Genomic DNA, 18,499 nt, shown 5'->3' with positions numbered 1-18,499 from the left:
TGGTTTGCCCACAAAATATGTAAACACCACTGAACCTTGTGGGAGCGGGCTTGCCCGCGATGGCGGCGGTACAGACACCAAAGAATCTCAGGAATACAGCATGACCGACTACACCGACTACTTCGAAGAGGTGATCCAGGCCCACGTGCTCATCGAGCAATGGCTGGCCGAGGAACGCGACGCTGCCGAACTCGAGCGTCTGCTCAGCCGTTTCTCACCGCAGTTTTCCATGGTCTCGCCATTGGGCCGGCAACTGGATTTTGCCGCGCTGAACGAGTTGTTCCTGCTGGCCGGCGGCAAGAAGCTCGGTTTTCGCATCGAGCTGAGCGAGTTGTGTGGCATTGCCCTGCACGATGGCGGCGCGACCGTCAGTTACCGCGAGCAGCAGACCGATGCCACCGGCCTGCATTCCGATCGCCGCTCGACGGTGGTGTTCGAGCGGGTGCAGGGCCGGATTCTCTGGCGGCACCTGCACGAGACGTTCTGTTAAGGCTTATTCGTTGACGATCACCGTGCAGGTAATCCCCGCCGCCAGCAGCACACCCTCGGGCACTTCATCAATGTGAATGCGCACCGGCACCCGCTGCGCCAGCCGCACCCAGTTGAACGTCGGGTTGACGTCGGCGATCAGCTCGCGGCTTTCCGGGTTGTCGCGGTCGTAGATCCCGCGGGAAATGCTCTCCACGTGGCCCTTGAGCACTTCGCCACTCATCAGTTGCATGTCGGCCTTGTCGCCAACGCGCACGTGCGGCAGCTTGGTTTCCTCGAAGAAGCCGTAGACCCAGAACGAGTTCATGTCGACCACGGCCATTTTCGCTTCGCCGATGCGCGCGTAGTCACCGCGATGGACGTTGAGGTTGGTCACGTAGCCGTCCACCGCCGCCCGCACTTCGGTGCGCTTGAGGTTGAGTTCGGCCGCTTCCAGTTGTGCCTGCGCATGCTGGTAATCGGCCAGGGCCGAGTCGGCGATGTTGCTGGCGTCGTCGCGGTTTTCCCGGGAGATCACCAGGTTGTCCAGGTCGGCGCGGCGATGGGCGTTGACCTTGCGCATTTCCCAGGTGGCCTTGCGTGACGCCACCAGCGACTGCGCCTGCTTGACCGCCAGGCGGTAATGCTCGGGGTCGATGCGCATCAGCAGGTCGCCCTTCTTCACCAGCTGGTTGTCGCGCACCGGCACGTCGACCACCTCACCGGTGACGTCGGCCGCGACGTTGATGATGTCGGCGCGCACCCGGCCATCACGGGTCCAGGGCGTGTTCATGTAGTGCTCCCACAGGGTCCGCCCGACCCACAGCGCGAGGGCCAGTACCAGCAGGGTGGCGAGCAGGCTGAAAAGCTTTTTCATCGGGACCTCAACGGTAGACAGTCAGCGCCAGCGCGCCGAACAGACAGGTAAATAGACTCAGGCGCAACAGCGCCGGGTGCCAGAAGAAGCGGTACAGGTCGAACCCGGACAGGAAGCGGTCCAGCGCCCAGGCCACGACCGCGGCGATCAGAAACATCAGCGTCATGGTCGGCATGTACACGCCGTGGAAAGCGATTTCACGAGGCATGGGCAAGTCCTTGCGGTGAGGTTTTCACGTAGGCGGCGAGCGGCGATTGCGGGTCGAGCAGGGAACTGCGGATGAAGTGCAGGTAGCTCTTGACCCGGCGCAGGGCCGAGGTGTCGAAGTGCGGGGCGAAGGGTTCGTCGGTGGCTTGCACGCGACTGATGGCGTGGTCCACCGCGACCAGGCCGCGTTCCAGGTTGCTCGCGCTCGGTTGCAGGAACAGCCGCACCAGCGAACGGCCCATCACCCGGATCGCCTGGCGCCATGGCTGCGACTCGGCATAGGCCGGGTGCACCGGCAGGATCGCCTGCTCCTTGCGCAACTCGATGATCGCGTGGCCGACCTCCAGCACCACGAACATCCAGCGCAGCAACTCGCGCTGCACCTGCGGCTGGCCGGCGGCAAAACCGTAGGCCTGGTGCAGCAGGTCGCGGGTGCGGCTTTCAAAACTCGACGCCAGGCCCTTGAGCTTTCCGCTGATGGCATACACCACTTGCTCACGCAGGTCTTGCTCCAGGCGCCGCCACAACCAGCGGCTGTTGGGCGGCATGATGATCGCCCCGGCGGCGGCACAGACCAGCATGCCGAGGACCATGGCGATGTAGTCGTTGATGAAGGTGTAGGGGTTATAGATGGTCAGGTTGTCGGGCACCGAGCCGGTGCTGAAAAAAATCAGCAGGCCCAGGCCCACGCCGACATATTGCGGGCGCGAGGTCAGGAACGAACCGAGCACGATCACCGGCGCCAACATCACGCACAGCAGGGGAAAACCGTCGATCCACGGGAAGATGAAAAACATCTCGACGAAACCGATCAATGCCCCGAGGAAGGTGCCGCAGGCCATCTGGAACGCCATGCGTTTGGGGTTCGGCGTAGCGGCGGACAAACCCACCGTGGCCGCGGCGATCAGGGTCATGGTCGCCCCGCTCGGCCAGGCCGTCGCCACCCAGTAACTGCCCAGCACCACCAGGATGAACGCCGCGCGAATGCCCGACGCCGCCGAGGCCATCCAGTTGGTCTGCGGGGTGAACGGCTCGTCCCACTGCTCGCGCTCATGGCGGTGATCGGCCAGGGAGGCGTGGGTCTGTGCATAACCGTGCAGGTCGTCGACAAAGCGATAAAGCAATTCGTAGGCGGTGTGGAAATCCAGCAGGTCGGCATCGCTCGGGTCGCGTTCCTGGAAGGTCGCCCGCAGGCTGCGCACCCGCGCCGGCAACGCTTCCTTGTAGGTGGCCATGGCCAGCACCAGGCGCGCCGCATCCGGGCTGGTCAAGGCGCGACCACTGAAGCCGTCGAGTACTTCGGCGAGGTCCTGCAAACCGGGCTTGATCGCCGCCACCACGTGATCCGCGGCGCTGGCGCGCAGGCGTTCGAGCAACTGGTGCAAGGCGTTGAAGCGTGTGGTCAGGCCCATGAATTCGCTGTTCAGGCGGCTCAGCCGACCATTGCGCCGGCGCATGTGCGGGTCTTCGAACACAGTGACGCTGCGCAGCCCTTCCAGGCCCACCGCCTCAGCACTGAAACGCACGTTGCCCGCTTCGAATGCCTCGCGCTGGCTGCGACCGCGCAAGCCATCGGTGACGAACAGGGCGAACACGCCAAAGCGCTGGTACAAGGCGTTGCGCATCGCCGCGCTGGCGGTCTGCGGCAGGATCGCGGCGCTGACCACGGTGGCGCAGAGAATCCCCAGGGAAATTTCCAGCACGCGCCACACGGCGGCCATGAACGCGCCGTCCGGATGCGCCAGGGCCGGCAGGCCAACCATCGCCGCGGTGTAACCGGCCAGGACGAAACCATAGGCGCGGAAGTTGCGATAACGCGCCGCGCCCGCCGTGCAGATGCCGACCCAGATCGCCAGCGAGCCGAGAAACAACTCGGTGTTCTGCGCGAACAGGGCGATCAGCGCCACCATCACCGCCGACCCCGCCAGGGTGCCAAGGAAACGATAGAAACTCTTGGCGAACACCTGGCCGCTCTGGGGCTGCATGACGATGAACACGGTGATCATCGCCGTGCGCGGCTGCGGCAGTTCCAGGCGCATCGCCAGCCACAGGGTGAGGAACGCAGCCAGCAACACCTTGAAGATGTAGACCCAGGTCACGCCATCACTGCGCGCCCAGTCGAAGAAACCGCGACGCCAGTCGAGGGAGTAGAGCCAGCGCAGCGGTGCGGGCAAGGGAGTCATGGTTTTTCTGCTCAAGGAAATTTCAAATAAACCTGAAACCTGCGGAGGTTCACTGTGGGAGCGAGCCTGCTCGCGATAGCGGTCTGTCAGTCACGGCACATGTCGCCTGAGACATCGCCATCGCGAGCAGGCTCGCTCCCACAGGGGGGCAGTCCCATAAAGGGCCGGTTCCACAGGGGTCCGTGTTCAATTGCGCAGCAGCACCGGCGTCTTCGGCGCTGCCGTCCTGTCAGGCGCCGGCACATCGTCACCAGCCCCCAGCCCGCCACCCAGCGCCGTCACCAGTTCGGCATGGGCGCTGAGCCGTGCCGCCTGGACCTGTTGCTGCACCTGCTGCTGCTTGAACAGCAGGGTCTGGGCGTTGAGCACGTTGAGGTAGTCGGTGAGCCCGCGCTGGTAGGCGATCATCGCGATGTCGTAGGTCTTCTGCGCAGTGGCCACCGACTCGGCGGCGAAGGCCTGCTGCTTGTCCATCGACTCGCGGCGGATCAACTGGTCAGAGATGTTCTTCAGCGCATTGACCAGCGTCTGGTTGTAGCGGGCAATCGCGATGTCGTAGCCGGCCGAGGCTTCACCCAGCTCGGCCCGCAGGCGGCCGCCGTCGAAGATCGGCAGGGAGATCGCCGGGCCGACGCTGTAGTTGAGTTTTTTACCGGTCAGGAACTCCAGCGCGCCGCCGCCAGTGGCCATGAAGCCCAGGCTGCCAACCAGATCGACATTGGGGTAGAAACCGGCATGCGCGACTTCAATGCCACGCGCCTGCGCCGCCACTTGCCAGCGACTGGCAACCACATCCGGGCGCTGGCCGAGCAACTGCGCCGGCAACGACGAGGGCAGTTTCAGTGGTGCACCCAGTGCCAGTGTCGGCCGTTGCAACTGCGCGCCCTCGCCCGGGCCCTTGCCGGCCAGCGCTGCCAGTTGATTGCGGCTCAGGGCGATTTCTTCATCGAGTGCGTCGAGCTGGCGATGGGTTTCCGGCAGTGGCGTCTCGGCCTGACTGACTTCGAAATGCGTGCCGATACCGCCGTCGAGGCGCTTTTGCGCCAGGTCGAGAATCTGTTGCTGCTGTTTCAGCGTCGCCGCGACGATGTCGCGCTGCGCGTAATGCAGCGACAGTTCGATGTAGGTGCGCACGATGTTGTTCTGCAATTCGAGCTGGGCCTGGCGGCCTTCGGCCACGCTCATGTGCGCCAGGTCGACAGCACGCTCGGTGTTGTTGCTTTCGCGGCCCCACAGGTCCAGGGCGTAGCTGAAGCCCAGCGCGGCGTTGTTGTCCCAGGTGGTGCTGTTGGCCAGCTCGCCTGGGCCATAGAACTGGTCGGTGGGCCAGTTATGGCGTTTGAGGGTCGACTCGCCATTGATCTGCAGCGACTCGGCCGATTCGGCGATCCCCGCCATGGCCTTGGTCTGACGCACTCGCGCCGCCGCCATGGCCAGGGTCGGACTGCCTTGCAGCGCGAGTTCGATCCAGTGGTTCAGTTGCGGGTCGCCATAGGCTTGCCACCATTGCACCCTGGGCCAGTTGGCGTCTTGCGCGGCGCTCTGGATCGCTTCGTCGGTGGCCAGCGTATTGGCCTGCAGTGCCTTGCCTTGCGGGGCAATGCCTCCGGTTCCGATGCAGCCGCTGATTGCCAGGGTTAAAGCCAGAACATTGAGCGCTTGAAACGCTCCTTTGATGCGACGCGGCACTGCTGCAATTTCCTGAAATAGGGAGAGGCACAAAGACCGGCGCAATTCTATGGGTGGGCCCGAACGGCGATAAGCTGGGATTCTTGTGAATCTTTATTACCGTTCGCGCGATAATCCCTAAGTCGGGGGTCTCAGACCCTGAAACTTCGTGTCACAATTTGCCATCGCACCCGAGAGCACTCCATGGACACCCTGCAAAACATGCGCGCCTTCAGCTACGTGGCCGAAGCGGGCAGCTTCACCGCCGCCGCCGTGCAACTGGACACCACCACGGCCAACGTCTCGCGCGCGGTTTCCAACCTGGAAGCCCACCTGCAAACCCGCCTGCTCAACCGCACCACCCGGCGTATCGCCCTGACCGAGGCCGGCAAGCGCTACCTGTTGCGCTGCGAGCAGATCCTGGCGTACGTCGAGGAAGCCGAAGCCGAGGCCAGCGACGCCCACTCGCGCCCGGCCGGGCAGCTCAAGGTGCACACCATGACCGGTATCGGTCAGCATTTCGTGATCGACGCCATCGCCCGCTACCGCAAGACTCACCCCGACGTGACCTTCGACCTGACCCTGGCCAACCGTGTGCCGGACCTGCTGGACGAGGGCTACGACGTGTCCATCGTCCTGGCCAGCGAGTTGCCGGACTCGGGGTTCGTCTCCCAGCGCCTGGGCATTACCTACAGCATCGTTTGCGCGTCGCCGGCCTATGTGAAGGCCAACGGCTGCGCGCAAAAGCCCAGCGACCTGCTGAATCACGCGTGCCTGCGCCTGGTCAGCCCGGTGATCCCCCTGGAAAAGTGGACCTTCGACGGCCCGGAAGGCCAGGAGATGGTCACCATCAACAGCTCGCCATTTCTGGTGAACTCCGCCGATGCGATGAAAACCGCGATCATCAGTGGCATGGGCGTGGGCGTGTTGCCGGTGTATGCCGCGATTGAAGGCCTGCGCAACGGCTCGCTGGTGCGGATGATGCCCAACTACCGCTCACAGGAACTGAACCTGTACGCGATTTACCCGTCGCGCCAGTACCTGGATGCGAAGATCAAGACCTGGGTCGAATACCTGCGCGGCTCCCTGCCGGAAATCCTCGCGGCGCACCAGGCGGAACTGGCGGCGTACGAATTGAGCGGCAGCCTGAGCGGTGCGCGGCTGGCGACCTGAAACCACCTGCGTCCTTCTTTCGTTCATCGCGAGCAAGCTCGCTCCTACAAAAGCCAGAAATTGTCACCGATTCTGTAGGAGCGAGCATGCTCGCGATGGTCTTCAACGATGACGTTGGCGGCCTGACACACCGCGGTGTTTTTTCGTCCATCGCGAGCTTGCTCGCTCCTACAGAGGGTGGCGTTGGTGGCCTGACAGCCTGTGGGGTTCTTTCTTGCATCGCGAGCAAGCTCGCTCCTACAGGGGGTGGCGATGTTGGTGTCGCAATGTGCTTTAACATATCTGTCAGTTCTGACAGTGGTTTGGTTTGATGATCCATGACATGTTGATCCCTCACCAAACAGCGAAGGATTCGCATAATGAAGAAAGAAACACAGGAAGCACCATCCGCAAAAGGTACTTGGAAGCTGTCAATTCCGGGATACAGGGAGGATCAAACCACTTGTCAGATCTACAACTTCTACACTAACGGCGACGTCGTGTTCATCGAAGCTGGCGAGCCAGAAGGCGGACGCGCGCTGCTCAGAATCCGGATGAGATTCCCCGCCAACATTGCGAACAAAATGTACTTTTACGGAGAGGACGGCACGCCTGCACCACCGCTGCTGTCAGTCCTGCGCGGCAGCACCTCCATGTCCTACATTTCCAAAAGCCGCGAGGGGCACATCACTTTCGAGGATTTCAATTACGCGAATGGAACCCTGCGAGCGAAAGCCAATTTCTCATTCATTGACCACGAACACCCGGAGAAAAAGGTGTACCAGGCCATCATGGAAGTCGATGCTGAAGGCATGATCGAGAAGTAAGCGTACAGATTCCCGCAGACAGGCCGGTTCAAGCGCAATGACTGGCCTGTTTGCACAGAAGAATGTTAGCGTGCTTGGCATTCTCCATGCCCGACGAGCACCCTTCCAATGACCTCTCCAAGCAAAAAGACCGTCCTCGCCTTCAGCCGCGTCTCGCCTGAAATGATCGAAGTGCTCCAGCAGGATTTCGATGTCATCGTGCCGAACCCCAAGACCGGCGATATCAATGCGCAGTTCAATGAAGCCCTGCCCCATGCCCATGGCCTGATTGGCGTGGGTCGCAAGCTCGGACGGGAGCAACTGGAGAGCGCGGGCAAGCTGGAGGTGGTGTCCAGTGTTTCGGTCGGCTACGACAACTATGACCTCGCCTACTTCAATGAACGCGGGATCATGCTCACCAACACCCCTGACGTACTCACCGAAAGCACCGCCGACCTGGCCTTCGCCCTGCTGATGAGCAGCGCCCGCCGGGTGGCCGAGCTGGACGCCTGGACCAAGGCCGGCCAGTGGCAAGCTTCGGTCGGTGCGCCGCTGTTCGGCTGCGATGTGCATGGCAAGACCCTGGGCATCGTTGGCATGGGTAACATCGGTGCAGCGGTTGCCCGTCGCGGCCGGCTCGGCTTCAACATGCCGATCCTCTACAGCGGCAACAGCCGCAAGACTGCCCTGGAACAGGAACTCGGCGCGCAATTCCGCAGCCTCGACGAGCTGCTGGCCGAAGCCGATTTCGTCTGCCTGGTGGTGCCACTCAGCGAGAAGACTAAACATCTGATCAGCCGTCGCGAACTGGCGCTGATGAAGTCCAGCGCCATCCTGATCAATATCGCCCGTGGCCCGGTGGTGGACGAGCCGGCGCTGATCGAAGCCCTGCAGAACAACCAGATCCGTGGCGCCGGCCTGGATGTGTACGAAAAAGAGCCGCTGGCCGAGTCGCCGCTGTTCCAGCTGAAGAACGCCGTGACCCTGCCGCACATTGGCTCAGCCACCTTTGAAACCCGCGAGGCCATGGCCAACCGTGCCCTGGCCAACCTGCGCAGTGCCCTGCTGGGTGAACGACCGCAGGACCTGGTCAACCCTCAAGTCTGGAAAGGCTGATCCTCTGCGCTGCGGATCGAGGATTCGATCCGCAGCGGTTCACGCCAGTTTGCCATTGCCCTGCGCCATCGGCGCCCTGGGCTTGCGGAACACCAGCACGTTGCCCAGCATCACCAGTGCCAGCCCGGCCAGCGCCGGCGCGGTCCATTGGTAACCTTCGACCACCGCCGACACATTGAGCGCCACCACTGGAAACAGCACGGTGCAATAAGCCGCGCGTTCCGGGCCCATGCGCCCGACCAGCGTCAGGTAGGCGGTGAAGCCGATCACTGATCCCGGGATCACCAGGTACAGCAACGAGCCGATGTAGCGTGCGTTCCATTCCATATCGAAGGGGATGCCCTTGACCAGGCACCACACCGCCAGCATCGCCGCACCATAGGCCATGCCCCAGGCGTTGGTGGTCAAGGGTTTCAGGCCGGCCTTCTGTTGCAGGCTCGACAGCATGTTGCCCGCCGAAAAACACAACGTGCCAAGCAGCGCGAGCCCAAGGCCAAGCAAGGTTTGCGGGCTGGCGGTGTGGCCCACCAGTTCAGGCCAGAACAGCAGGCCCAGGCCCAGCAAACCCAGGGCACCGCCCAACAGCACGTTGCGAGCGATTTTCTGCTTGAAGAACACCCGCGCGTTCAATGCATTCCACAGCGTGGCCGTGGAAAACACCACGGCCACCAGGCCGCTGGGGATCCATTGGCTGGCGGTCAGGAAGCACATGAAATTGAGGCAGAACAGGCACAGGCCTTGCGCCAGGCAGATCAGGTGCCCGCGGCGGTTCATCACCTGCAACTTGCGGCTGAGCAGCAACAGCGCGAACAGCACCAGCGCGGCGAGACCAAAGCGATAGACGATCGACACCGGGATGGCCACCACGCCCAATTGCCATTTCAGGGCGATCCAGGTGGTGCCCCAGATCAACACGGTCAGCAGGTACAGCGAAAGGTTCATGACAGACACTCCTCAAGAGATGTCCAGTGTCCTGCGCCAGCGCCCTGCGCACTTGCACAATCTTGCGCTTTTGTCGGCCGACGGGCTGGCAGGCCAGCGTCGACGGAGTAGGATGCAAGGCGTTGGAGAATCAAACATGCCCGCACTGGAATCACTGCAAGTCTTTCAAGCCCTCAACCGCTCGCCCAATGCTCTTCTGGAGCACAGCGCCGAGCTCGGTGACGGCATGGCTGCAGCCTTGTGGAGCAACCACCACGATGCCCAGGACTACGAGGCGCCGAGCCACCACACGCTGTCCTGCTACATCGCCGGCGGCACCGGCACCTTTCGCCGCGACCAGCCCGGCACCAAGGGCGGCCCGGACAAGCTGTGCATCCTGCCCGCCGACCACCAGTCGGGCTGGGTGATCAACGGCGACATTCGCCTGGCCCACCTGTATTTCAGCCCGGAACAATTTGCCCTCGGCTGCGTCACCCTGCTGGATCGCGAGCCACGGGAACTGCAACTGCGCGAAGGCACCTTCCTCGACGACCCGCAGCAGGCCCGACGCTTCCGGCAGATGCTCACGCTCAACTGGGATGAGCCCGGCGAGCGCCTGCTCACCAGCAGCCTGGCCCACGAAATGCTCAGCCATGCCTTGCTGGGTCAGGTGGGTCTGCGCGAAGGCTTGCGACTCAAGGGTGGACTGGCGGCGCATCAACGCCGGCACCTGGTGGAGTTCATCGACAGCCAGTTGGCCGAAGCCATCAGCCTGGGGCAATTGGCCGGGTTGTGCGCGTTGTCGGAATATCACTTTGCGCGGATGTTCCGCGAGAGCTTCGGCCTGCCACCGCACCAGTACCTGCTGGCACGGCGCATGAGCCGGGCGCAGCATTTGTTGCGCAGCACCTCGCAGCCGTTGGGGGAGATTGCACTGGCGTGTGGGTTTGCCAGTGCCAGTCACTTCACCAACCGGTTTCGCCAGGTGCTGGGGGGGACGCCTGGGGAGTATCGGCAGGCGTTTTTGCGCTAGCCTCTGGGGCCCTATCGCGGGCAAGCCCGCTCCCACAGGCGGTCGATCAGAACTCCAGGGTACTGGACAGCGACACCTGCCGCGAATCCCCCATCGACACGAAGAACCGGCTCGCCGCCGAGGTGTAGTAGGTGTGGTCGAACAGGTTTTTCACGTTGAGCTGAAACTTGACCTTCTGCCCCTCGACCTTGGTGTCGTAGGTGGCGAACGCATCGGCCACGGTGTAGCTCGGCAGGTCGAAGTCGTTCACGGCGTTACCCGCCCGCTCGCCGACATAACGCGCGCCGGCGCCGACCCGCAGCTGGTCGCCGCCGATGATGGTGCCGAAGTCGTAGACCGCCGACAGCGAGCCGGAATTCTTCGCCACGTTCTGCAATTGCTTGCCTTTGTAGGTCGGGTCCTCGGTGACTTCGGCGTCGGTGTAGGCGTAGCTGCCGATCACACTCCAGCGGTCGCTGAGCTGGCCGGACAGATCCACTTCCAGGCCACGGGAACGCACTTCGCCGGCGGCACTGTAGAGGGTGACGGGACCTTCGGCGTTGGCCACCAGTACGTTGCGTTTCTTGATGTCGAACAGCGCGACGTTACCCGTCACACGGCCCGGCATGTCGAGCCTGGCACCGATCTCCCAGGACTTGGCTTCTTCCGGTGCCACGCTGCCGTCGAGCACGGTGCTGCTGCCGCTCAACGGGGCGATGGTCGAGTTGGGCTTGAACGATTCGGTGTAGCTGCCGTAGAACGACAACTCGTCGGTGTAGCGATACACCAGGCCGGCGCGGGGCACCCACTTCTGGCCGTTGCTGTCGGTGTTGGCCTTGAACGGCACGCCCTTGCCGGCGTACTGGTCGTACTCCTGGAAGCGTGCGCCAGCGACCAGAATCCACTGATCAGTGAGGTGGATCGAGTCCTGCAAAAACACCGAGTCGCTGCGCAGTTCGTCGGTCTGCGCGCTGTCGGCCGGGCTGACCGTGGTGCCTGGAACTTCGCGTCCGTAGACCGGGTTCAGGTAGCTGAAGGTGGTCAGACTCTTCTGGCGGATCAAGTCTTCGCGATAGATCTTGCGGTATTCGTCATCAATGCCGAAGACCAGGTCATGTTGCATGCCCAGCACATTGACCTTGCCTTCCAGGCTCGCGGTGGTGAAGCGGTCGGTGCTGATCGCGTTCTGGGTGCCGTCCATGCTGCGGGTCAGCGTGCCCTTGTCGGTGTTGATGGCGGTGACGCGCACTTGGCTGGCGTCGTAGGTTTCACGGTTCCAGCTGTAGCCGAAGTGGGCCGTCCAGTCTTCGTTGAGCTGGTGATCAGCTTCGAAATGATAGAGGTCCGAACGCCCCTCCATGTTGTTGAACGGCTCGTCGAGACGCCGGTCGCGCGGGATGTCCAACGGGTGGTTGGTGCGTGGGTCGATCAGCGTGCCGCGGTCGAACGGGGTCAGAAATTCGCGGTGCTCGTAGGCGAACAACAGCTTGGTGTTCTCGCCGAACCACGCCAGCGAAGGCGCCACCAGCGTCTCGCGATGGGTGCCGAAGTTGCGCCAGTAATCTTCGTCTTCGTGGTCCAGCACCATGCGATAGGCCAGCCCGGAATCACCGAGGGCGCCGGTGCTGTCCAGGCCGCCGCCACTGCCGTTCTTGCCGTCGCCGTAGGTCGAGCCGCGCAGGGTCAGGGCGTTGTACTGCTCAAGCTCGGGTTTCTTGCTGACCATGTTGACCACCCCGCCCGGGTCCTGGATGCCATACAGCAGGGACGCCGGGCCCTTGAGCACTTCGACCCGGTCGACGGTGGCGTTGAGGCCACGGCCCTGCACGATGGGCATGCCGTCACGCATGATCGAACCGTTGCGGTTGTCGCCGAAGCCGCGGGTCATCACCGAGTCCTGGGTGCTGGCCAGCGTGTTGCCCTGGGTGATGCCACTGACGTTGGCCAGCGCATCGTCGAGGTTGCGCGGGGCCTGGTCGCGAATCACCTGGGCCGGGATCACGTTGACGGTCTGCGGGATTTCCTGCAAAGACGCCGAGGAACGCATCACCGAACTGGTGTCGGGTGGCTGGTAGCTGGTGGACTGATCCATCACCGAGGTAATGGTGGTGGCGCCCAGGCTCAAGGCGCCGGCGGTCGGCACGGGTTCCAGCGCCAGGGTGTGGGCGTCGGTGCGGCGGAAGGTGAAATTCGAACCGCTGAGCAAACGCTGGAGTGCCTGCTCGGCGCTCATCTGCCCGCTGACCGCGGGGGCGGTGATGCCGTAGGGCGCTTCGTCGGTGTAGACCACGCTGATGCCGGTGATCCGGCTGAAGTCGCTCAAGGCCTGGGGCAGCGGTTTGGCGGCCATGGCGAAGCTGAACTGCGCCTGCTGTTGCGCCGTGCCGGCCTCGGCGGCCACCGCCACGCCCAGCGGCAGCAACGCCGAAATACCCAGCGCCGAAGCGCCCAACCACTGTTTGACCGAACCCGATTTTGCCCTGGACTTCATTGCTCAATGACCTGTGTAGAACCGCAACGGATGCGAATGACTCGCAGTTTCAGTCAGTACACGGATGGCGTTCGGGTTTACCTCACCTGTTTTTGAAAATATTTTTGAGTGGGGTGGTGAATGTCAGTGCCTGCTCGCGATGAGGCCAGATGCCTCAGCGCAAAATAACCAGACTCCCCACCCGCGTCTGCTCAAACCCCATTACCCCCTGCAACGACGCCAACACCGCCTGCGGGTCCTTGCTCGGGAAACTGCCACTGACCCGCCGCCCGGCCAGTTCATCGTTGAGCAGCACAATCCGGCCCGGGTAGTAACGCTTGAGGTCGTCGACCACCTCGGCCAACGTCGCCTTGTAGTAATTGAGCCAGCCCTGGCGCCACGCCAACTGCGCTTCGCTGTCCACGGCGTGCATTTTTTCCGCGATGCCGTTGCCGTACGCCACTTGCTGGCCGGCCGTGAGGACTTGCTGATCGGCGTGCCCGTGCGCCGTCACACCCACGCGTCCGGACAACACCGTCACCTGGGCGCCATGGGCTTGCAAACGCACTTCGAACTGCGTGCCCAACACCCGCGCCTGGCCTTTTTCCGCGTCCACCACAAAGGGCTCGCCGGTGTGGGTCACGTTGAAAAATCCGGCACCACGCCGCAGCCGTACATGGCGCTCGCCATTGCTGAAGTCCACCGCAATGGCGCTGTCCGCATCCAGGGTCACTCGGGATTGGTCGGCCAGGGTTACGGTGCGGATCTCACCCGGCGCCGAAACATAATCCGCGCCCAGGTCATCGACCCAGCGCAACGGCTGCCAGCCTGCTCCGACGCCAATCATCAACACCAGACAGGCCGCCATCGCCAATGCGCCGAACCCGCGCCGAAGGTGGCGCCGGCGTGGCGGGTTCATGGCATTGAGATAACCCTGCAGGGCCAACGCGTCTTCATCGGCGAGCCGGCGCGCCGGTCCTTCGCTCAGCTCCCACAGCACCTGCGCCTGGGCGTAGGCCTCGGCGTGGGCCGGGTCCGCTTGCAGCCAATGACTGAACGTGACCTGGTCGCCGCTGGTGGGCTGGTCATGCAACAGGCTCAGCCAGGCCAGGGCGGCCTGCTCCTGGGCGGGCGTCGGGATGACGCGGTCTGGCTGGTTCACTGGGCTTTCCCTGGCATACGCGGTTCATGGTCCCGCAGGCTGGCCTTGCAGGCTTCGAGGGCGCGCATCATATGTTTTTCCACGGCGCTTTGGGACAGGCCCATGGCCCTGGCGATCTCGGCGTACTTGCGCCCATGGATGCGATTGAGCAGGAAAATCTGCCGCGTACGCTCGGGCAAGGCACGCAACGCCGCTTCTACGTGGCGCAGATCATTGCCGGCCTCCAGCGCCGCCTGCGGTTCGCTGCCGTGGCTGTCCGGCTCGTCCGGCTGCCAGCCTTCGTTGACCCGCACCCGCGCACCTTCGCTGCGCAGGTGATCAATGGCGATGTTGCCGGCGCAACGCAGCAGGTAGGTGCTGAGTTCTTCGACCTGCACCAGGGGGCGGCGCCAGAACCGCAGGAACAGGTCCTGCACCAGGTCCGCCGCCGTCGCCCGACAGCCCACGCGACGATTCACCAGCGCTTCCATTTGCGAGCGCTGGGACAAAAACACCTTGAGGAAATGTGCACGGGCACCGACGGGTTCGTCGTCGTGGGCGTCCGGTGGAATGCTGATCATCGCGCCCTACTGCGTCAGAGCGACAACGGGGCTGGCGAGCAGGCTCAAGCCGGCCAGCGACAACACCAGCCGCGGGCGATACGGCAACAGCAGCACCAGCAGCGCCGCACTGAGCATCAGCATTGCACACCATTGCACCAGGCCCAGCCCCCATTCGGTCACCGCCACGGCCGGCCACAATGACAGGGCCAGCAACAACCAGCCCCCAAGCCTCAGGCCCTGGCGGCGACGCGGCGAGGCCTTGCGCCCCAACAGCTCGACGTGATGCCGATCCATCGCCAGACACAGCGCCGTGAAGCCGGCGTAACAAAGCAGCAGAGCCAGCAGCATTCAGTTCGTCTCCTGCTCAAGGGTGATGGCCTGCGTGCGGTTTCGGGAGACTCGCTCGACCTGCCCGCTGCGCTGCATTTTCCAGGCGGCCCAGGCAAAGAAGCCACCCGTGGCCAGGCAGGTCAGATCGAAGCCGGCCATGGCCCAGTCGCCCTGCCCCAGGGAGACGCCCAGGTGATAAGGCGTGGTCAGGGCATTGAGCAGCGGCACCGCGCCAAACAGCAGCGCTGCCAGCGTCAACTGCTCGACCCAGGCCTGGCGGCCGCGCCGGACCATGGCATGCAGCACACTCAACCCCCAGACGATGAAGAAACTGTTCACCTCCCAATCCGCGCGCCCGGCCAGGCCCAGCGGCAACAGGCGATTGGCGCAGAAGAAGGTTGCCACGGCGAGCATCAACCCGGACATGCTGGCAATGTTCAGCACTTGCACCAGGCGCAACTCGAACGGCATCGCCGCACTGTTGGCATGCTTGAGCTGACGCTTGCCCAGCCAGATCACCAGCCCCGTGCCGATCATCGCCGTGCCGGCCAGGCCGAAGATGAAGTACAGCCAGCGCAGCGTCGGGCCGGCAAAATGCCCCATGTGCAAACCGTAGAAACTGCCGGCAATCGCCCTGGGTATCGACGCCTGCGGCGTGCTGCCGAGCAGTTGCCCGCTCACGCCGTCGAAGGTCACCGCGCTGCCGAAGTCATGAACCACTCGATCGGAACCGTCACGCGACAACACCACCGAGGCGTTCGCATCCCCCGGATTGTTGACCGTGAGACGCCCGACCCGCCCGCCGCCCCACTGCTCGCGAGCCTTCTCCAACAGCGGTGCCAGCGGCGCCAGCGCAACCGGATTGCCTGACAGCTGTGGCGTGGTGGACGCGGGAAAGACCTCGTCATAGAACCCCCGCACATCGCCCTTGTAGGAAGCGAGGATGCTGGCCGGCATGACCATGGCCATGAAGATCACCAGGCTGCTGTAGGTGATCATCAAGTGAAACGGCAACACCAGCACCGCCAGCGCGTTATGGCCATCGAGCCAGGAACGCTGCCCCTTGCGCGGACGGAAAGTGAAGAAGTCCTTGAAAATTTTCTTGTGGGTGATGATGCCGCTGATCAACGCGACGAACATCACCATCGCCGCCAGGGTCGACAGCCAGCGACCCCACGGATACGGCATTTGCAGCTGGAAGTGGAAGCGGTAGAAGAATTCGCCACCGGTGGTTTCCCGGCCCTGCACCTCGGCACCGGTCTGCGGGTCGAGGTGTCTTTCCGTGAGTTGGCCGCGCTCGCCACGCTTGGCCGGAGCCTGCTGCCAGCGCACCGACAGGCCCGGCTCGCGGGCACTGGGTAGCTCGATCAGCCAACGCGAGGCGCCCGCCGCGTGTTGCTCCAGATAATGTTGCGCCACGCTCAGGCTGGCTTCGGAGGACACCGCACGGGCCGGGATCTCCGGCTGCATCCAGTGGCTGGTCTCATCCTTGAAATAGGCCAGCGTGCCGGTCAGGAAAATCGCGAACAGCAACCAGCCGAAGGTCAGGCCGGCCCAGGTGTGCAGCCAGGCCATCGCCTGGCGAAAACCCTCTTTCATGTGCGCTCCATCCAATAAGCCAACCCCACCACCGCTGCCAGTATCAGGCTCGGCACGGCCAGCCCGAGCCACGCCCGCAGCGCCGTGCGGCAGGCGAAACACCAGATCACCGCACCCAGGTAGGCCAGGAACGAGGTCATCATGCCGGTGACCACGGCATCGACGCGGGCCATGGGCACCCACAGGCTCAGGCTGACGCTGGCCAGCGCGGCGACGATGTAACCACCCAGCACGGCCGCCAGCACCCGCGAGGTGACGGCCAGCCGGTAGGAAACGGGGAGCGAACGGGTTTTGCCTTTCATGGGAAGTGCTCAGAAACTCAATTCACCACATCCCACATGGGGATTGTGTGATGTCTGGTGGGCCAGCAAGCCTGCAATATTAATGATAAATATTCTCATACGCAAAATATTGCCTGTTCAATATTCGCCCCTTTACAATGCGAACAATTCTTGTTCTCTACAGCATCCGAATGCCCTCGGAGTTCCCGTTGCAGCCAGACAACACCGTCGAAGTCCTTTATCACGCCCATCACAACTGGCTCACCGGTTGGTTGCGGCGCAAGCTCGGCTGCCCTGACAGCGCCGCCGACCTGGCCCAGGACACCTTCATGCGCGTGCTGACCGCGCGGGAAATGCCCCAGATCATCGAACCGCGCGCCTTCCTCACCACCCTGGCCAAGCGCGTGCTGTTCAACCATTACCGTCGCCAGGACCTGGAGCGCGCGTACCTGGATGCCCTGGCGCAGATGCCGGAAGACGTCGCGCCGTCGGAGGAAGAACGGGCGATCATCCTGCAGACGCTGATGGAGCTGGACCAGTTGCTCGACGGCCTGCCCCGCCTGGTCAAACGAGCCTTCCTGCTGGCGCAGGTCGACGGGCTGACTTATCCACAGATCGCCAGCGAGCTGGGAATCTCTGTCGCCACGGTCAAGCGCCACCTGAACAAGGCAGCCATGCGCTGCTATTTCGCCCTATGAATCGCGCAACGGATTTTTCCCCGCAGGTCGCCGAGCAGGCGGTGCACTGGCTGATGAAAATGCAGCAGGGTCCGCTGAGCCCACGCCAGCAACTGGCCTGGCAGCACTGGCTGGACGGGCACAGCGAACATCAACGGGCGTGGGAACACATCCAGCGGGTCAACCAGCGTCTGCGTGGCCTGTCCTCGCCGCTGGCCCACGCCGCGCTGAACGCACCGACGTCCAACAGCCGTCGTCAGGCGCTGAAGCTGTTGCTGATCCTCGGTGCCGGCAGCGCCGTGGCTTGGGGCATGCGCGAGCAGAATCTGCTGCCGCCGCTGCTGGCCGACTACCGCAGCCCGATCGGCCAGCGCCGCAAGATCGCCCTCGCCGACGGCAGCCAGTTGCAGCTCAACACCGCCAGCTCCGCCGACGTGCACATCGAAGGTGCGCAACGGCTGATCCGTTTGCTGGAAGGCGAAATGCTCCTGACCACCACCAAGGCCTTCCAGGTGCGCACCGCCCAAGGCCTGCTGACGACCGCCGGGGCGCGCCTGAACGTGCGGCAGTTTGCCGACCGCACGCAGGTGGCCGTGTTCGAAGGTTCGGTGCAGTTGACCCCGGACGGTGGCGTGCCGCTCACCTTGGCCGGCGCCCGCCAACTGAGTTTTCGCGCGGGTGAAACCGGCAAGCCGCAACCGCTGGACGCCAACAGTGGCGCCTGGGCCGACGGCATGCTGGTGGCCGCGCACATGCGCCTGGCCGACTTCCTCGACGAGCTTGGGCGCTATCGTCGCGGCCAGCTCAAGTGCGATGCCAAGGTCGCCGACCTGCTGATCTCCGGCACCTACCCGCTGGACGACAGCGAGCGGATTCTCGATCTGCTGGAGATCAGCCTGCCGGTGAAAGTCCGGCGCTTTACCCGCTACTGGGTGACCGTCGAGGCCCGCGCCTGAAAACGAATTTTCATCGTTGAAAAATAAATGAGCCGTTTTTCAAATCTGGCGTGACAGAGAAGGAAAGCCACT

18 protein-coding genes are annotated in these 18,499 nt (G+C 63.5%); 7 read left to right on the top strand and 11 right to left on the bottom strand.

The features are described 5' to 3' along the window. Positions 1-100 precede the first annotated feature (100 nt). Positions 101-490 carry a DUF4440 domain-containing protein gene (locus tag ABVN20_RS18405; RefSeq protein WP_368557128.1) on the top strand — a complete coding sequence of 130 codons (390 nt, stop codon included), beginning with the start codon at positions 101-103 and terminating at the stop codon, positions 488-490. Between the two features lie 3 nt (positions 491-493). Here ABVN20_RS18405 and ABVN20_RS18400 read toward each other — a convergent pair whose 3' ends face one another. From ABVN20_RS18400 to ABVN20_RS18385, 4 genes are all read right to left on the bottom strand, one after another. Then, entirely contained in the window at positions 494-1,345 is an 852-nt protein-coding gene (locus ABVN20_RS18400) for an efflux RND transporter periplasmic adaptor subunit (RefSeq protein ID WP_368557127.1), read from the bottom strand. 7 nt (positions 1,346-1,352) lie between these two features. After that, positions 1,353-1,553 (bottom strand): DUF1656 domain-containing protein, encoded by a 201-nt coding sequence (locus ABVN20_RS18395; RefSeq protein ID WP_368557126.1) that lies wholly within the window; start codon positions 1,551-1,553, stop codon positions 1,353-1,355. Continuing rightward, positions 1,543-3,735, bottom strand: coding sequence for an FUSC family protein (locus ABVN20_RS18390; protein ID WP_368557125.1), 2,193 nt, complete (start codon positions 3,733-3,735; stop codon positions 1,543-1,545). Before ABVN20_RS18390 ends, ABVN20_RS18395 begins: the two co-directional genes overlap by 11 nt. A gap of 186 nt (positions 3,736-3,921) precedes the next feature. Continuing rightward, positions 3,922-5,424 (bottom strand): efflux transporter outer membrane subunit, encoded by a 1,503-nt coding sequence (locus ABVN20_RS18385; RefSeq protein WP_368557124.1) that lies wholly within the window; start codon positions 5,422-5,424, stop codon positions 3,922-3,924. A gap of 183 nt (positions 5,425-5,607) precedes the next feature. Here ABVN20_RS18385 and ABVN20_RS18380 point away from each other — a divergent pair, with 183 nt between their 5' ends. The 3 genes from ABVN20_RS18380 to ABVN20_RS18370 all read left to right on the top strand — a co-directional run bounded on the left by ABVN20_RS18380 (position 5,608) and on the right by ABVN20_RS18370 (position 8,477). Beyond that, complete coding sequence (locus tag ABVN20_RS18380) at positions 5,608-6,576, top strand: LysR family transcriptional regulator (protein ID WP_368557123.1); 969 nt, start codon at positions 5,608-5,610, stop codon at positions 6,574-6,576. 359 nt (positions 6,577-6,935) lie between these two features. After that, positions 6,936-7,382, top strand: a complete 447-nt coding sequence (locus tag ABVN20_RS18375) for a hypothetical protein (RefSeq protein WP_368557122.1) — start codon at positions 6,936-6,938, stop codon at positions 7,380-7,382. A 108-nt stretch (positions 7,383-7,490) separates the two neighbouring features. Then, entirely contained in the window at positions 7,491-8,477 is a 987-nt protein-coding gene (locus ABVN20_RS18370; RefSeq protein ID WP_368557121.1) for a 2-hydroxyacid dehydrogenase, read from the top strand. 39 nt (positions 8,478-8,516) lie between these two features. Here ABVN20_RS18370 and ABVN20_RS18365 read toward each other — a convergent pair whose 3' ends face one another. Next, the gene (locus ABVN20_RS18365) at positions 8,517-9,419 is read right to left on the bottom strand and encodes a DMT family transporter (protein ID WP_368557120.1); all 903 of its coding nucleotides are present in this window, start codon (positions 9,417-9,419) and stop codon (positions 8,517-8,519) included. A gap of 136 nt (positions 9,420-9,555) precedes the next feature. Between ABVN20_RS18365 and ABVN20_RS18360 the strand changes: the two genes are divergently transcribed. Beyond that, positions 9,556-10,431: a helix-turn-helix domain-containing protein gene (locus tag ABVN20_RS18360; protein WP_368557119.1), complete on the top strand. Its 876-nt coding sequence runs from the start codon at positions 9,556-9,558 to the stop codon at positions 10,429-10,431. A 46-nt stretch (positions 10,432-10,477) separates the two neighbouring features. Here ABVN20_RS18360 and ABVN20_RS18355 read toward each other — a convergent pair whose 3' ends face one another. The 6 genes from ABVN20_RS18355 to ABVN20_RS18330 form a co-directional block, all read right to left on the bottom strand. Continuing rightward, complete coding sequence (locus tag ABVN20_RS18355) at positions 10,478-12,901, bottom strand: TonB-dependent siderophore receptor (RefSeq protein ID WP_368557118.1); 2,424 nt, start codon at positions 12,899-12,901, stop codon at positions 10,478-10,480. A 154-nt stretch (positions 12,902-13,055) separates the two neighbouring features. Then, positions 13,056-14,042: a FecR domain-containing protein gene (locus ABVN20_RS18350; protein WP_368557117.1), complete on the bottom strand. Its 987-nt coding sequence runs from the start codon at positions 14,040-14,042 to the stop codon at positions 13,056-13,058. Next, positions 14,039-14,602: an RNA polymerase sigma factor gene (locus ABVN20_RS18345; protein ID WP_368557116.1), complete on the bottom strand. Its 564-nt coding sequence runs from the start codon at positions 14,600-14,602 to the stop codon at positions 14,039-14,041. The genes ABVN20_RS18350 and ABVN20_RS18345 overlap by 4 nt, the downstream gene beginning before the upstream one ends. Positions 14,603-14,608: 6 nt before the next feature. Then, positions 14,609-14,932 carry a DUF3325 domain-containing protein gene (locus ABVN20_RS18340; protein ID WP_368557115.1) on the bottom strand — a complete coding sequence of 108 codons (324 nt, stop codon included), beginning with the start codon at positions 14,930-14,932 and terminating at the stop codon, positions 14,609-14,611. Next, positions 14,933-16,513 carry a PepSY-associated TM helix domain-containing protein gene (locus tag ABVN20_RS18335; protein WP_368557114.1) on the bottom strand — a complete coding sequence of 527 codons (1,581 nt, stop codon included), beginning with the start codon at positions 16,511-16,513 and terminating at the stop codon, positions 14,933-14,935. Further along, a complete protein-coding gene (locus tag ABVN20_RS18330; RefSeq protein ID WP_368557113.1) occupies positions 16,510-16,815 on the bottom strand; it encodes a DUF3649 domain-containing protein in 306 nt (101 codons plus the stop codon). The genes ABVN20_RS18335 and ABVN20_RS18330 overlap by 4 nt, the downstream gene beginning before the upstream one ends. Positions 16,816-17,003: 188 nt before the next feature. Between ABVN20_RS18330 and ABVN20_RS18325 the strand changes: the two genes are divergently transcribed. Further along, on the top strand, positions 17,004-17,492 hold the full coding sequence (locus ABVN20_RS18325) for a sigma-70 family RNA polymerase sigma factor (protein ID WP_368557725.1): 489 nt from the start codon (positions 17,004-17,006) through the stop codon (positions 17,490-17,492). Continuing rightward, a complete protein-coding gene (locus tag ABVN20_RS18320) occupies positions 17,489-18,427 on the top strand; it encodes a FecR domain-containing protein (protein WP_368557112.1) in 939 nt (312 codons plus the stop codon). The genes ABVN20_RS18325 and ABVN20_RS18320 overlap by 4 nt, the downstream gene beginning before the upstream one ends. The last annotated feature ends 72 nt before the right edge of the window (positions 18,428-18,499 follow it).

This window comes from Pseudomonas sp. MYb118 (assembly GCF_040947875.1).
GTDB lineage: Bacteria > Pseudomonadota > Gammaproteobacteria > Pseudomonadales > Pseudomonadaceae > Aquipseudomonas.
This window is presented reverse-complemented; position numbering and strand designations above follow the sequence as displayed.